Raw genomic sequence first — 14348 nt, 5'->3', positions numbered from 1 at the left:
GAAAGTTGGGTATCAAGTATTAGTGGATCTGCAATAGCAGTAGGCCTTTAAACAGTGGGGAAAGTCTACTGGACAAACAACTAATTTCCCAATTGCGTTTAGCGTAGCAGCTTTAAAAGGGTTTGCTCAATATAACGAAACAGGAAATGCTACTGGAAACGCTGATCAAACTGTAACAGGTTTAAGCAAAACATCAATTACAACCTATCGAGGATACGGTTATAACTATTGGGTAATTGGTCATTGAACAGTGGGGATATGGAAATTCTGAATCAACACAAACATTTCCAATTAAATTTACTAACTCTGTAATTGGTATTTACGGAAGTAAGAGGGCTATAAATTACGAATATACTTTTGCAGCAACGAGTATTACAAATACAAATTTTTTCATGTCTACACGTAACTCAGAGGGTAGCAGTAGGGTTATAGCTTGTAACTGGCTGGCTATCGGCCAATAGCAAACCAAATGAAACTACCAAACCATGGATTACCGCCATAATTTTGTTTGTATACGTTGAATTTGGTGGTTGTCCAGTTACGTGGCTGTACTTCTGAATCGTAGTTTGTTGGGTTGTTGGTATCGGTGTTTCTTAGTCCGCAAAATAGGGCAAAACAAGCAGAATTAAAATTCACAGGAAAAGTTATTGTAGACATGGGAGCTATTGGTAACTAAATATCCCCACTGTAGAATTAACCCATTTGCGAATTTTACATAGCCATTTTGAGCCAACAACGAATCGACTATACCACCATTGTTCGCAGCGCCGGCAAGCAAATGAACAAATTCTGTCGTAGCAATTTGAGTATTATTTACTGTCTTTGCTGCTGTTGGTGCTGTAGGCGTTCCCGTAAAAGCAGGGCTATTTAATAATGCAAAAAGATCTGCTTCTTTTCCAGCAAAGCTTAATGCATTACTGTTTTTTTGTACAGTCCATACAACAGTACCATCATTTATCTCCTGACCTACAACAACATTATTGGCCAAAGTCGGCTCGGTAGCTCCTGTCGTGCCTGCTGTTTTGCATAACAAATAAGCCCAGCTTGGGCCGTTACCGTCCTCGGTATATCTTATATCACCGTCTATAATTACCTCATTCGGATTCCATGCATTCTTACTTTTTCCAACGATCGTGATTATCTTATTTTTAATATCACTAAGTAAATTAATTCCTTTACCGGCCACCAGAGAAAGTAAATCACCTTTTTTAGTAGCTTTGACGGCATCGGTCCCAATAACAAGCCCTTTTAAATTAAAGTCATTTAAATGAGCCTCTGTATCTTCATTATGCTCAGTAACTTTATCCTCTGCAATTTTTCTTGCATTAGCCACTGTGACTATACCTTCAGGATCAATAATCGCCGTAATATTCGCCATGTTTTCCGTTACTACATTAATACTAAATTCTTCTGAAATCACAACAGAGCTTGATGCGGAAGGCAGAAAATCAGGAGAGGTATCTGTCATTATCGCATACATTATTTCCCCAACATCAGGATCATTTGCAAATACACCGCACTCACGAATATAATACCCTTCTGAAAGTTCCGCATTAGTAACAATACTTTGAATTTTAGCTAATCCACCATTAACACTGATTGCCGTTAATCCTAAAACTTGCTTGGGTTGAATCAAATCAGTAAGATCTTCTGGTGATACTCCATCTGGAATAATACCTGCCCCCAATTTCATCTTAGTAATTGTTAAAGTATTACCGGCAATAGCTTTTGCCTGCAATACCTTTCCTTGTTTAGTCAACATTAAATTTGCCCAGTTTGGCATGTTACTTCAACTCCTTTGTGTACATAGATTGCAGTTCCACAATAACTATTGATATTTAAAATCTGTGGTTTTATTTGTGACGGGAAAATCTCAACTTTTCTCATTGACGAATAAACTCCGCCAATAAATAAGGAACCAGCTATTTGACGGTCAAAACTTAAAGCGTCAAGCCAGCTCCTAACATTTTTACTTTCTTTAATTGCTCTATACAAATTATCCAAAACCGATTGGTTTGGGATCCCTTCAGATATCATTCTGACTTGGAAATGATACGGTTCTCCACCATATTCCCAGTTTTCCCAAACCTTTGCAGATTTAAATACAGCGGCGCAAACTTCTTCTACCGCCGCTGGAGTCCCTTTACGTCGATGCCAATCAATGGCCTTTCGCACCAACGTCCGTTTTTTGTTGATGTCTGCCGCATAATCATAAAAATCAACATGATATTGCCAAGCCAATTCATCCACCAATATTTCCGGCAACTGATCCAATCGTGGCAGCAACAAAACTAATTCAGCTTTTTCATTAATCGTTTGTAATTTTTCTGCAATGGCATTACAGATATTTCTTATCGTTTCGTCACCAGCAATACTGGCGGGTAGCAACTCGATTAAATTCAGATTTTGAAGGTCATTCATTTTCAAGTCCCCCAAATGTAACGCTAACATTTTTGACTATAGCCACATGATTATCAGCAATAACCTGAAAAATAGGTGCTGATATAACCGCTCTCTTGGCGCCAGCCTTTTTAATAAGAATGATCAACTCATCCGGATTAATATCTCGACCAAGCTTAGATTTTTGCCAGTCAATATAATCCTCCACAGCTTTCATTACAGCACTTTGAATGGCAACGGATTTAGCTTCATTTGCTCGATCAACGTAATACGTAAGTGTAAGATCATAATCGACCACTTCCGGTGCAGCCACCTGTACCTGATCAGTAAGCGGCCTGACTGATCTATCGTTACACGCCGCTTTTACGATATCAAGCATTTCTTCGCCTGGTATTCCTCCGTCAACAAGTAACGGTGTAATAAGTACTTTTCCCGGCTCCGGGGATATTACCGATACGTCAACGATCAAAGCCGACGCACGTTTAGCAATTTTAATGTATTCGCCAACAGGACCTGCTACCGAAAATCCTTCCGGAGCCTCACGGATAGCCTCACGCAAAGAATCATCACTCTCAACATCTGAACCACCCTCCGTAGTCGTGATATTGACCATACTTGAGACATATGGTATTGGATCAACAATTTTATTGATTTCTCCTGGTAGATAGCCATTGCCGAGAACCCCAGCCACAGTACACGTAGCAGTTACATCAACGTCTACCTCACCCGCCATGACAGTCACATCCTGGTCAATAGCAAAAAATACATTATCACCTGCTGTTGCCCGAGTTCCTGCTGGAATGGTTGTCGCTACAAGCCGCACTTCAGACAAGGTTATTTTAATTGTTGTAACAGCTGCCTTTGCACCAATACGCTCTGCCCCAACAAGTATGCCTAAATGATCCAGGTTAGCGCCAGATGAATACCTCAAAAGATTTTGTTTTCCGGTATAATTTATCTTATTGCATAGCATCAGGATAATTGCTGCAATTACACATAAAAATAACCGGACAGGATCACCTTGTGCGAGTGTTCTTCCGGTTATTTCCGTATAGAGCTTTATGATATCCGATAATATTTCCTGTTCGTCTGCACTGACAAATTCAATGTCTGGCAGCTCACTAAATTTCATTGATGACCACCTTCACTTTCGCTCTTAACGCGCCCTCTGTATCAGCACTCCAAGTAATTTCTTTTACCGTAACTCGTGATTCATATTTTTTTAAAGCAGCAAATATCTCGCTCTCAGCTTTTGCTTTAGCCGATAATAGCGACGCGTCTACATAATTTGCTTCGATCCCAAAATCACGATCTAATGGTACACTAAATTTAGACGTGCTAAGTATCGTACTGCAATTTTGTAATATCTCCCTTTGTACATTTTTCGGTTCAAAATCCACACCAGTTCTCTCTCCGGCAGTAAGCTCAAACTCCATCAGCCCACCTCCTCTGTAGAATATTCCGTCAATGTAATATCGACGGTAACAGAAAGTATTTTACCTCCAGCCCGCCAATAGCTTACATTCTCACCTATATCCTCTAACATCCAATAATTATTAGATACCGGTGCCCCGCCCAAAATAAATGGGAAAACCGTACCAGTATCTCTCATTTTCCGCAACCGTTCCAACTCGCTTTCGGGATTTATACCATGATCAGTTCGCAACTGTATTTTCATACTAATTTTTTCGACATCTGGACCTAAAAATTCCATTACTGGTTTACGCCCAATCAAATCATGTTTCGCCCAGCGACCGGAACCACTACGTCCATAATCACTAAAAGTACGGATTTTGCCATATGACACAACAAAAGGAATATCTCCCATAGATCCAACTTGCATATTAACCTCCTATGATTACATCCGGACTTCCAGAAGCAACACTGCCTCCACAGTCTATCGGATCACCTACCCTTGCTGCCTGCAGTCCATTAATAAGAACTGTACTGCTGCCGCTGGCGATATGCGCTGTATGTGCTGGATGCACGATACATCCATGCGGAGCATAACTATCGCCGACACGTCCTGCACCTTTACCGTTAATTATTACATTCGTACTGACACTCACAAGCACAGTCCCTGGGCAAGCATCATGTCCTGTATCAGTATCGCCTAATCTTGTCGCATACAGCATATCCATCACCCCGTTAATTTATTTTAACTACCGCTCCCTGAATTGTTATCGTTCCACCAGCAATAATACTAATATCACCTGTAGCATTTACAGTTAAACTTCCGGATTTACGATCATGCTTTATAACAGTACCATCACCAAATTTTACAGCCCTTACATCAGCACTTCGCTCCTGCGGTGCGTCCTCTGCCGAAAAAAAAGATCCTAAAATAAACCCTTCATTTAATCCCAGGCCACTTTTATTTGGCATCATTAAGCACAGAACTTGCTCATCAATATCAGGTATCCAGTAATCCTTATCAGCCATGCTTCCACGATTTATAATCATCAAATTACCAGATACCAAATCGTCTTTATCAGAAAAAGCTACTCTTGCAGTATTTGTATTGACGTCAACAGAAGATACCCTCCCGATACGAATTATATTTTTTATAAAATTAGTATCCATTTAAACACCTTCTTACATCGATATTTGTCGTATAACCGCTACCAATATCATGTGATGCTCTGGTTATCAAGTACTTATCATCAAAAGCTCCAAATCCTAATAAATTAACTGTAACCCCAGATAATAAGACAAAGTTTCCCAACATATTTAAAGATCCAGTAACTTCGTCTTTATTTTTTTCGCGCAACCGTTTTTTTGCTAAATTTAATGCTTCCGCAACACTTTCAACTTGTTCATTTACTTGCAATGTTTTTCCCTTTTTACCAGCAGCAGTATAAGTTGCCTCAATATTAGATTTTGAACTGCCCTGCTGATAACTAACTCTGCAGGCAGCATAAATATCTCTAATTTTAGTACGCAAACTGTAGCCAGTACCAACAAACAAATATTTCATTCCAGACTCTTTTTTATAAACGGTACCTGGTTTTACTATTGTTATCTTTGCTTTTTCCGCTTCATATTTTGCTTCATCAAAAATAATGATTTTTTTATCACTTATTTTCAATGCCAGGCCTTTATCCTTACAAATTGCATATAAAAAAGACAGATCAGACTGTTCTGTCTGTTCTGCCCTATCCAGCACCGGATTTTCTTCTGTGTCCCAAAACAATGACATTCCTGCAGCTGAAGCTATATCATTAGCGATTACCTGCAGCTTTGCCTTTTCCCAACTCCGGCTACGTTCAGTACCTCTAAGAGTATTATTATCAGGCACGGAAACTGCTTTTATTTGTACTTCTGACGGATAGCCGCTGCTTGTTATTTCATCGATTTCAAACAATCCCAAACGCAAACTTTGTGGTAACGCCGACAAAGTTTGCCAATATTTTTGCTGCAGAATTACATCTAGAAGTGCTCCTTTTTCCGGCATCCATGTCGATTGCCAAAGCCCTGCCTTGTCTTCCAATGTTATCTGCAAATCATCGGCTTCTCCCGATAGATTATCGGTATAGCTGATGCTTTTTAGATATTTACTGATATCAACTGAGATATCTTTATTATTATATTTTATGATCGCCGATATTCTACGTGCTTCCATTTAACGCCTCCACGGCGGCAGCAAGTTGGTCGGAGTAGGCTTTTCATAATCCGGCACATCCAAAATAATACCTGCCGGAAAAACAACTATGTCAGCATATTGCTGATTTGTTTCCAGCAGCGCGTTTACGCCACTTTCATCGTCATATAATTTTTTTGCTATGCCATCCCACATATCGCCCTGGATTGTGTAATAGGTTTTAGCCATACGAAAGCCTCCTGTTCTGATTCTGCACTTCTGCCAACATTGCTTTAAATTCACGCATTTTTTGATCTAATAAAGTTGAAATTTCAGCAGTATCCGCATTCCCTTGTACGGTGATCTGCGGCGCAAAAGTCGCATTTATACTGCCACTGGTACCCAATGGATTACCCATGATTTCATTAGTTTTGGCCAGCAAGCCTATATTACGTTTATTAGGAGTATGTGGTATCGCACTTTCACCAGAGTTTTCTGCAAAAGTAGTAAGAAATGCCCCCCTGCCATAAATACCGCCATACGCATTTTCTGCAACCTCTGCACCATTACCGGATGCCGTAATATTAACTTTGCCAAAAATAGGAGTAGATAAGAAATTACTGATAGATTGCCATTTTTCGCGAAGCCAGGTTTCGGCACTTGTAAATTGTTCCTGAATATAACTTGTGAATCTAAATATTGCAGCAGATGGATTATCCCAAAAATAATCCCAATATGCCGCTAATGTATCCCAGTTAGCAATTATTGCAGTAACCGCGCCAATGATCCAACCTACAGGCCCAGTGACAAAAAAGGCTATTCTAGCTATTGGACTGTCCCACAAAGTTGTAAAGAACTGTTTGACTGTATCCCAATGCCTGTATAAAATAGTTCCGGCAACGACTAATAAACTGATTCCAATCAATAACCAACCAATAGGGCAAGCTGCCATAGCCGCATTTACCAACATCATTCCACCACTCCACAGCTTCGTTGCCAAAGCCACAGTCCTTTGTGTGCCGGCAAGAAGCATTGTTTTTGATCTTAATACTACCGTACAATTTCCCAAAGTCGTCTGCCATAAAGCACAGGTAGCCATAAACGCATTATAGCCGGAGATAATAGCTCTACCCGTTTTAAATGTAAGCCATAATAACCCAAAAGTTCCAATAGTGTATATGATCCCCTGTGCTACTATTGGGTGTGCTGTAGCTAAAGCCGATAACTTCCCCGTCCATACAGCTAAAGAATCACCTACATTAGCTATGACAGGTAAAAATCCATTTGCTAATGATATTTGCAACGACTCAAATGCCGAAGAAAGACGTATAATTGCACCTTCTGCATTAGCATTCATCTGCTTTGCCATTTTTTCAGACGCACCATCACTGTTAACTAAAGAATTTGTCAAATCACCAAGCACTTTAGGTCCTGCCTGTAGTACTGCCAGCCACCCCGCTGCTGCCTGCTGCCCGAAAATAGCTTTCGACATAGCCAGCTGTTCTTCTTTACTTAATCCTTTCATTCGTTCTTGCAATTGGCCTACTATGATAGCCATCTTTTGAGGACCTTCTGCATTGCCAGTTTCAATACCCAAAGTTTTTAAAGCCATTGCAGCTTCTTTTTGTTCATTTGTCAAATCTTCCATTGACAGCCCCAGCTGCTCTAGCGCTTTACTTGCCATTTTAGGCGGTCCGGCCAATCTAATTAAACCAGCTCTCAGCGCTGTACCTGCATTACTCGCTTTAATGCCACTATTAGCCATAATACCTGCTAAAGCGGCTGTCTCCTCCATCGATGCCCCAAATGCGTGTGCTACAGGAGCAGCATATTTCATCGTTTCTCCCAACATTTCCACATTAGTATTTGTGGATGTTATAGTAACAGCATAAACATCAGCCATATGTTGCGCTTTATCAGCACTTAACCCAAAAGCAGTCAGATTATCAGAAACAATATCTGCAGTACGTGCTAAATCAGTATTGCCGGCAGCAGCTAAATTTAATAATCCTGGCATACCTGCAACAATCTCTTTTGTTTTCCAACCGGCCATGCCCAGATAACTCATTGCTTCAGCGGATTGCGTCGCAGTAAACTTTGTTTGTTCGCCCAATGACCTTGCTGTTTGCGTCAACAAAGTCAATTCCGGACCTGTTGCATTCGCAATAGCGCCAACTTTAGACATAGCAAATTCAAATTTCATTGCAGTCTGAGCTGCAGAGATGAACGGCTGAGCAATAGTGCCAATAGCAGCTGCGGTAGTTAAGAAACTTTGGCGTCTCTCTACAAACTGAGAATTTGCAATATTTTTTTTATTCAATCTATCCTGTAACAACTTCTGTTGTTGCTGAGTTTTATTAAGCGTATCTTGATATCTACCCATTTTTCTTTCATATTGCTCTACGCTCATAGCTCCATTAGTAAACTCAGCATTTAATTTTTTTGAGCAAGATCTATTCTTTTAACAGTCTGTTGTAATTCTGTCAATTGCGAATTTGCCATCTTGGTCGATGATGTAAAACTATTAGATAGCATTCCATTTATAACAAATGCTGTCGTAAATATATTCGCCATTTTTTGCCTCCATTAAAAATTTATAGTATAATAACTATAAAGAGGTGAGCTTTATGATTATTCTTGCAATTTTGTTTTGTATTGGTTTTATATTGATGTGTATAGTCGGGTTCTTTCATGCAATGATTAAAAATAGACGGGAAGAAAAAGCATTACAATATGATTCTTCTGCTAAATATGATGGCGTTTACAGGCCTCTCTACGATCCTGATACGTATGACGGCATCCAAGACCCCGACGTGATAGCAGTATTAAAAGACTGTGACGAAGTTTGTTCGCGTTCCCCAATAAAGAAAGAATATTTACGTTAAAAGCCCACAGCATTATTCATGCAGTGGGCTTTCTTTTTTTATTTACGGCACTTATTGTTTCAAGCCATTTCTCTAATTCGTTCACTGGTTGATTAAACCAAAAATGAACATTACCATATTCAAATAAGCATACTGCTATTTCCCGGATAACTCCTGCAGGGCTTGATCGGTCAAAGTGCCTACTAAAAAAACTGATACATTAGAAGTCACTGCAACATATTCCCTAATTGGTAAACCCTTAATATCATCAATTGTGACACCTAAAACCTTCGCCGCAATAACAGCATGGAATGTTTTAGAGTACACAATTTCAGGGGTACCATCTCCAAGAATCCTTGCCTGCTGCTCTGCGGCCGCAAAATCATATCCCGTTAGTTCTCCCAATCCTTGTTTAAGTTTTTTATAATCTACTTTCATCATTTACCTCCAAATTTTAAAAGGGGCACCACTCTGCGGGCCGCCCCCTTTATTTATTTTTAATTCAGACCCAACGCCTCACGGACATCGGCAAGATAGTCAGTACCGCCAATATTAGAAATATAATTATATTTATCAACTTCCAGCACGGTTTCGCCAGCAATAATCACTTTAATATAATTAGTTTCAATGGTGTTGCTGGATCCGGTAGTCGTTCCAACGTCTAATTTGCCGAGTTCGGTTTTTTTCGGCACGCCGCGGATCACGCATTTTACAGCCTTTACGACGTACTCACTTTTTTCAGGGTCGTAAAACTGCTGCGCGCCGCGCAGGTCTAAGCTAACCCCCTTTTGAGATGCTAGGTTCATTCCAGGTTTAGAAATCGTACGCCAGTTAAGTACAGTTTCCATACTTCCAAAGTGCCCTAAAACAGGGCTGTCTACCTCACCGGCAATACCAGCACCCTTTACTGTTTCGGTCATTGCATCCAAAGACGGTAGTTGGACATCAGTTACGCCAAGAAGATCATTTCCGTCATTATAGGCTCTAAAGTTAATTAGCTTTTCCGGAACAACATTATTACTCATCTTTCATCCTCCTCATTAACCAAACAACGTCTCAAGATAAGACGTATCAAACTCGATAGTATTTTCAATGACACGTGCCGGAACCGGCGGCGTAAAATAAGTATGGAATCTTACAATACCATCCATCTGATCTGTTGTTGGATTCTCCTCTTTCAAATATTCAATTCTTCCACCAAGCAAGAACCCTCTTGAAACAAATCCATTAATGCGAATATTTTCGCTATCCACGACAAGATCAATAAGTCGTTTGTTCATCGGGTTATCTACTTTAGACCAATAACTTTGAATAAAGGTCTGTGCATGCCAATTGAACATACGCCGTAAACAAATAAAATTGTCTTTTACATCTGTATTTGCAGGATAACAACCAGTACGATTCCCCCACAACTTCCACCCACCGATAAAGTTCAGGGCAGTAACTACACCCTGCCCATTAAGATAATTAGCTTGTTCCAGATCTAAAACCACTTCAGTTCCATCAGACAAACATAAACCATCCATTTGTATATTTTTATTTGAAGGACTTTCATAGGGAATATCATCATTTTTTGCATCCAAAACGCCCATCGCACCCATTACCGCAGTAGAAAGATGATATTTCTTTTCGCCAAGTTTTACCATAGGCCAGCAGACTATTTGATCCACTCCAACATAATTGTTATTATTTTTCCAAGCCGGAACATCGGTATATTTTCTTACTGTGTCAGCCGGAACATCTACCAAAACAGAAGCTTTAAACAAACCGTTAATAGTACTTGCTTTGGCAGTCATAACAGCGGCCACTTCTAGATCGTGTGTCCAACCAGGAGCAAGCACCATACCAGGTACTAAACGATACAGAGGAAATACTTTTGAAAGATTCTCAAGACCTGTGTATGCGCCCGTACTGATATCAATACCACCAATAATGTCATCCTTATCCACGGCTGAGGGATCAATTTTTTCATAGTCCAAAAAAGCACTGTCTGTAAGCTGTCCGCCACTTAATGCAGTAATTACTAAATTCCCATCACTGTCAAAAGCAGCTTCATAGTCAACGCCTTCCGTCAGTGGTTGTCCGGCAGATGCTTTTTTTACTTTCAATGTTTCAAGTAACACTGGATCATTTACAATCACCGTTTTTTCACTGTTGAACTGAACCTCTTTATCACTGACCGGCGCTTTATGTTTTTTGGGATCTAAAACATTAACAAAAACTGTCGGTGAAACTGCATAAAGCGAATATTGGCTATAAATAGTTTCGCAAAGAGTGTATTTCTCCCAATCTTCACTATATCCCATAGCCGCTACCGCTTCTGCATATGTATAGCACAAAATAGGTTTATTAACCTCTGCTCTGTTACTTGCCAAATGAATTGGAGCCGTACCAAAAACAACTGGTAACCCAGCAGTAGAATTTACTGCTGGAACAATAGATGTTGGCACCTCAGATGTATATACGCCATGCTTATATGCCATATGTTATTCCTCCTTTTCTGCCAAAACAGCAGCTTGGTAATATTTATTCATAGGTGTTCCCGCTTTTGCAATAGCCCTTTCAGCTTCTGGCAATTCTGAAATAGCTACAAACAGTTTTTTAATTTGCGGACACTTTTCAAATACATCATCAATATGAGTTGGTAACCCGCCAATGAATACCTGATATTTCAATAACTTTCCGTTTTTGTAAGACGGACCAACATAAATAAAACGCTCAGCTTTTACTGCTTGGACATTTTTCTTGTTAATAGCCATAGTTTATTTCCTCCTCTACTGGTTTACCCAATGTATAACTAACCGTCATTAATCCCTGCCACTGGGGGAAGGGTTGATATTCTACTACTTTAGACTTTATAGGTAGTATAAGCCGATGCTTATTTACTACAGTACGCTTTTTAAGCAATGCCTGACGTACATGTTCCATAAGATTAAACAAGCTGCGCCACCCCTCAGAAGTATCACCGTCAATGATACTAAATCCTATTTCAACCTTTGCTGCACTCTGCTCATCACCATCTTCACATTCAAGAACCAGCACATAAATACATGATTCACTTTCCTTGGCATTAGTTTTCACTGGCAGGTATCCCGGATAAACATTTATCGGAGAATAAGTCCCATCAGATTGCTGCGATTCATACTCTCGGACAATATTTTTTAGAAAACCCGTCAAATTTTCCATTAATTCAACCTGTGTCATTAACGTCCTCCAAATTTCCCATAACGGTATGAAACTTCATGTAAAAATCTTTGATTCAATGTTTTTTCTGCAAACGGGGCAATCACACTCATTGAGCGTTCTGCTGAAAACATCTGCGGAACACTGGGACCATGAGGTATGCGCAAAGGATAACGCATACTTAAATTTTTGCGCTGCATAGCTCCAACATAGCCTTTCAATGAAGAACCAATAAATAAACCTGGAACCGGTTTGGGTTTATTTTTTTTCATTACTTGCACCCTTACTGGCCCTTTCTTATATGCCCGTACTCTAAAAGCAGTGATCAACGGTGCTTGCCCTATAGAACTGATCATTCCAGTAAGCTTTAACCGAGAAGCACGTTTAATACTTAAAGTAGACTTTATATCTTTTGCTGATATCAGATAGTTTTTTCTGATGGTTTTAGATACTTCAGTCTTTACCATTGCAGACGTACGATTTATTGCACTCGCTGCCGCCGCTATTACTTGCTGAGGATAATTCTTAAGCAGACTCTTGGCTTTTTCTATTTCCTTTGCATCAATAGATATCATCTGTCATTCGCCACCAATTGGATAGTCAAAATTCCCATGTCATCAGCACAGCTCTCAACCAGATACTGCTTATCATTGACGCCGAAAAGCTGTCCATATACAGGAAGCTCAGGCAAAGCTTCTGCCAAGCAATTTACCTGTAACCGACTGCCATAAATACCAGGATAAGTTTGGCTGGATCCAGTCCCCGTAGATAACCCCTCTGCAACAGAAATGTCTTGCAAGATGGCGCTGCATTCGGTACCATTCAAGTTATGTTTATCGGCAAATTCTAACGAGTTAATAAAAGCCGCAGTATTATCTGCGGCTATCTGCTCACGAAAGGTTTTCATTTTACTGTAGCTGCGGCATTGACTGGAGGTAGGCTATCACCATCGGTCTCATCTTGCTGATCGGCCGCACCCTCCAGCAGTTCTAAAAGCTTTGCTTTATTAGCTGCCTTAGGCACTTCTAAGCCTCTTTCTTCGCATAAAGCTTTCAGTTCGGTGTTGGTAAAATCTTTCAATGTTCTTTCTGCTTTTTCTGTACTTTCCACCGAAACTTTTTCAAATTCTTTCGGCGCACCTGCTACCAGCGCATTCGCTTCAACTTCCGGCAGTTCGAGGATCGTTCCTGCCTTATACTCGACGCCATTGCGGCGCAAGGAAAATTTCTTTATCAATACTTGTTGCATTTACAAACCTCCTTATTTAACTTTCAAGGTCGCCCAATCATCCAAAAACTCCGGACATACTACGCAGCGGCTGGACATAGCCAGAGTAGTCGTATCGCTTTCTGTATTGCCGGTGACCTTCGGAATGTATGCGCCTTCATAAGTACGAAATTGTTTGTCGTCTTCGAGCTGCGTTACTGCACCAAAGAGACGTTTACCTCGACCGGGTACACCAATAATCATATGATCATCAGGGATATACTGGGCAAGGTTGCCATCGTCACCCTCGTACACACCATCATAAGCGTATATTTCCAGATTAAGGGATTCAATATAACCAACTCGCAGCAATTCCGGTCTTACCAGCTTCGGCTGAATGCTCATCAGTGCTAAATTTTCACGGCTGGGCACCAACAAATATTTATAAAGCTGTTCGTTATTGATCAGGTAAGACACTACATTCTGTGAACACAGGGCCACTGTAGGGATCATACCCGCGTTGCGGCGGATCTTCTGAGATGCGTCACCCATGACCTCATAAATTTTAGCAGAAGCATTATCCCATGTGTCCGATCCGGACAGAGTTGTTTTATTGTCAAATTCAGAAAATGTAATCGTATCAACCACAACAGTTTCACCATCGTCGGCATATCCTTTGCATTCGTATTCACCGTTGATCAAAAGCTGTGCAGCCATCCACTCCTGACGACGGACGCAGGCATCCACCAATTCTGCCATGTCATAAGCGCGCAATTCTTGAGCACGTTCTGCCGGGGTACGAGTGCTGTAGATATCTTCCCCAAAACCACGACGCTCAATATCAGACGCTTCAATAGTCCGTTTAGGGCGCATCAGCGGAGCTTTATAAGACCTGATCTGCGAACCGTTACGGCTCATATTTACACCCTTGCTTCCCGGTACCACAAACGGCGCCATTCTGCGACCGCCTTTGCGGTATTCCATATCCACGGTATTCGTCAAAAAGGTTTTAACCGCAGGGAAAAAAGTATCAATCAATGTCGTAGTCGGCGGATTGGTGCGCTCAATCGCCTGCAGCAAAGTTCTGGTATCATCAATATTAATAGGCATTATCT

23 protein-coding genes are annotated in these 14348 nt (G+C 40.6%); 3 read left to right on the top strand and 20 right to left on the bottom strand.

Annotated features, from left to right (window positions below; genetic code table 11):
• Window positions 1-91: 91 nt before the first annotated feature.
• The gene (locus PFJ30894_RS12155; RefSeq protein ID WP_456299519.1) at window positions 92-247 is read left to right on the top strand and encodes a hypothetical protein; all 156 of its coding nucleotides are present in this window, start codon (window positions 92-94) and stop codon (window positions 245-247) included.
• Window positions 237-461: a gp53-like domain-containing protein gene (locus PFJ30894_RS12150; RefSeq protein ID WP_456299513.1), complete on the top strand. Its 225-nt coding sequence runs from the start codon at window positions 237-239 to the stop codon at window positions 459-461. Before PFJ30894_RS12155 ends, PFJ30894_RS12150 begins: the two co-directional genes overlap by 11 nt.
• Here PFJ30894_RS12150 and PFJ30894_RS12145 read toward each other — a convergent pair.
• From PFJ30894_RS12145 to PFJ30894_RS06040, 11 genes are read right to left on the bottom strand one after another with little or no spacing between them, the layout of a single operon-like run.
• The gene (locus tag PFJ30894_RS12145) at window positions 448-657 is read right to left on the bottom strand and encodes a gp53-like domain-containing protein (RefSeq protein WP_456299512.1); all 210 of its coding nucleotides are present in this window, start codon (window positions 655-657) and stop codon (window positions 448-450) included. The genes PFJ30894_RS12150 and PFJ30894_RS12145 overlap by 14 nt on opposite strands.
• The gene (locus PFJ30894_RS06085; RefSeq protein ID WP_125669304.1) at window positions 626-1783 is read right to left on the bottom strand and encodes a phage tail protein; all 1158 of its coding nucleotides are present in this window, start codon (window positions 1781-1783) and stop codon (window positions 626-628) included. The genes PFJ30894_RS12145 and PFJ30894_RS06085 overlap by 32 nt, the downstream gene beginning before the upstream one ends.
• The gene (locus tag PFJ30894_RS06080; protein ID WP_167457035.1) at window positions 1762-2421 is read right to left on the bottom strand and encodes a phage tail protein I; all 660 of its coding nucleotides are present in this window, start codon (window positions 2419-2421) and stop codon (window positions 1762-1764) included. Before PFJ30894_RS06080 ends, PFJ30894_RS06085 begins: the two co-directional genes overlap by 22 nt.
• On the bottom strand, window positions 2414-3532 hold the full coding sequence (locus PFJ30894_RS06075; RefSeq protein WP_125669302.1) for a baseplate assembly protein: 1119 nt from the start codon (window positions 3530-3532) through the stop codon (window positions 2414-2416). Before PFJ30894_RS06075 ends, PFJ30894_RS06080 begins: the two co-directional genes overlap by 8 nt.
• A complete protein-coding gene (locus PFJ30894_RS06070; protein ID WP_125669301.1) occupies window positions 3522-3836 on the bottom strand; it encodes a GPW/gp25 family protein in 315 nt (104 codons plus the stop codon). Before PFJ30894_RS06070 ends, PFJ30894_RS06075 begins: the two co-directional genes overlap by 11 nt.
• Complete coding sequence (locus tag PFJ30894_RS06065; RefSeq protein WP_125669300.1) at window positions 3836-4243, bottom strand: phage tail protein; 408 nt, start codon at window positions 4241-4243, stop codon at window positions 3836-3838. Before PFJ30894_RS06065 ends, PFJ30894_RS06070 begins: the two co-directional genes overlap by 1 nt.
• Window position 4244: 1 nt before the next feature.
• Window positions 4245-4535 (bottom strand): PAAR domain-containing protein, encoded by a 291-nt coding sequence (locus PFJ30894_RS06060; RefSeq protein WP_125669299.1) that lies wholly within the window; start codon window positions 4533-4535, stop codon window positions 4245-4247.
• A 13-nt stretch (window positions 4536-4548) separates the two neighbouring features.
• Complete coding sequence (locus tag PFJ30894_RS06055; RefSeq protein WP_125669298.1) at window positions 4549-4983, bottom strand: phage baseplate assembly protein V; 435 nt, start codon at window positions 4981-4983, stop codon at window positions 4549-4551.
• Complete coding sequence (locus PFJ30894_RS06050) at window positions 4973-6022, bottom strand: phage late control D family protein (RefSeq protein ID WP_125669297.1); 1050 nt, start codon at window positions 6020-6022, stop codon at window positions 4973-4975. Before PFJ30894_RS06050 ends, PFJ30894_RS06055 begins: the two co-directional genes overlap by 11 nt.
• Entirely contained in the window at window positions 6023-6229 is a 207-nt protein-coding gene (locus tag PFJ30894_RS06045; protein ID WP_125669296.1) for a tail protein X, read from the bottom strand. It abuts the gene before it with no gap.
• Window positions 6222-8390, bottom strand: coding sequence for a phage tail tape measure protein (locus tag PFJ30894_RS06040; protein WP_125669295.1), 2169 nt, complete (start codon window positions 8388-8390; stop codon window positions 6222-6224). The genes PFJ30894_RS06045 and PFJ30894_RS06040 overlap by 8 nt, the downstream gene beginning before the upstream one ends.
• Before the next feature lie 217 nt (window positions 8391-8607).
• On the opposite strand from PFJ30894_RS06040, the gene PFJ30894_RS06035 reads away from it, so the two are divergent.
• Window positions 8608-8865 carry a LapA family protein gene (locus tag PFJ30894_RS06035; protein ID WP_125669294.1) on the top strand — a complete coding sequence of 86 codons (258 nt, stop codon included), beginning with the start codon at window positions 8608-8610 and terminating at the stop codon, window positions 8863-8865.
• A gap of 135 nt (window positions 8866-9000) precedes the next feature.
• On the opposite strand, the gene PFJ30894_RS06030 is transcribed toward PFJ30894_RS06035, so the two are convergent.
• Genes PFJ30894_RS06030 through PFJ30894_RS05990 form a run of 9 tightly spaced genes read right to left on the bottom strand, consistent with a single transcriptional unit; the run spans window position 9001 to window position 14343 of the window.
• A complete protein-coding gene (locus tag PFJ30894_RS06030) occupies window positions 9001-9285 on the bottom strand; it encodes a hypothetical protein (protein ID WP_125669293.1) in 285 nt (94 codons plus the stop codon).
• Between the two features lie 56 nt (window positions 9286-9341).
• Entirely contained in the window at window positions 9342-9869 is a 528-nt protein-coding gene (locus PFJ30894_RS06025; RefSeq protein WP_125669292.1) for a phage major tail tube protein, read from the bottom strand.
• Window positions 9870-9884: 15 nt separating this feature from the next.
• Window positions 9885-11327, bottom strand: a complete 1443-nt coding sequence (locus PFJ30894_RS06020) for a phage tail sheath family protein (RefSeq protein ID WP_125669291.1) — start codon at window positions 11325-11327, stop codon at window positions 9885-9887.
• 3 nt (window positions 11328-11330) lie between these two features.
• Window positions 11331-11603, bottom strand: a complete 273-nt coding sequence (locus PFJ30894_RS06015; protein WP_125669290.1) for a hypothetical protein — start codon at window positions 11601-11603, stop codon at window positions 11331-11333.
• Window positions 11593-12048, bottom strand: a complete 456-nt coding sequence (locus tag PFJ30894_RS06010) for a hypothetical protein (RefSeq protein ID WP_125669289.1) — start codon at window positions 12046-12048, stop codon at window positions 11593-11595. The genes PFJ30894_RS06015 and PFJ30894_RS06010 overlap by 11 nt, the downstream gene beginning before the upstream one ends.
• On the bottom strand, window positions 12048-12602 hold the full coding sequence (locus PFJ30894_RS06005) for a phage tail protein (protein ID WP_125669288.1): 555 nt from the start codon (window positions 12600-12602) through the stop codon (window positions 12048-12050). The genes PFJ30894_RS06010 and PFJ30894_RS06005 overlap by 1 nt, the downstream gene beginning before the upstream one ends.
• Window positions 12599-12934, bottom strand: a complete 336-nt coding sequence (locus PFJ30894_RS06000) for a hypothetical protein (protein WP_125669287.1) — start codon at window positions 12932-12934, stop codon at window positions 12599-12601. Before PFJ30894_RS06000 ends, PFJ30894_RS06005 begins: the two co-directional genes overlap by 4 nt.
• Window positions 12931-13275: a hypothetical protein gene (locus PFJ30894_RS05995; protein ID WP_125669286.1), complete on the bottom strand. Its 345-nt coding sequence runs from the start codon at window positions 13273-13275 to the stop codon at window positions 12931-12933. Before PFJ30894_RS05995 ends, PFJ30894_RS06000 begins: the two co-directional genes overlap by 4 nt.
• Window positions 13276-13287: 12 nt before the next feature.
• Window positions 13288-14343 (bottom strand): major capsid protein, encoded by a 1056-nt coding sequence (locus PFJ30894_RS05990; protein ID WP_167457034.1) that lies wholly within the window; start codon window positions 14341-14343, stop codon window positions 13288-13290.
• Window positions 14344-14348 lie beyond the last annotated feature (5 nt).

The sequence above is a fragment of the Phascolarctobacterium faecium genome, from assembly GCF_003945365.1.
Taxonomy (GTDB): Bacteria; Bacillota; Negativicutes; order Acidaminococcales; family Acidaminococcaceae; genus Phascolarctobacterium; species Phascolarctobacterium faecium.
The sequence above is the reverse complement of the archived record's forward strand: the minus strand, read 5'-3'. Positions and strand labels throughout refer to the sequence as shown.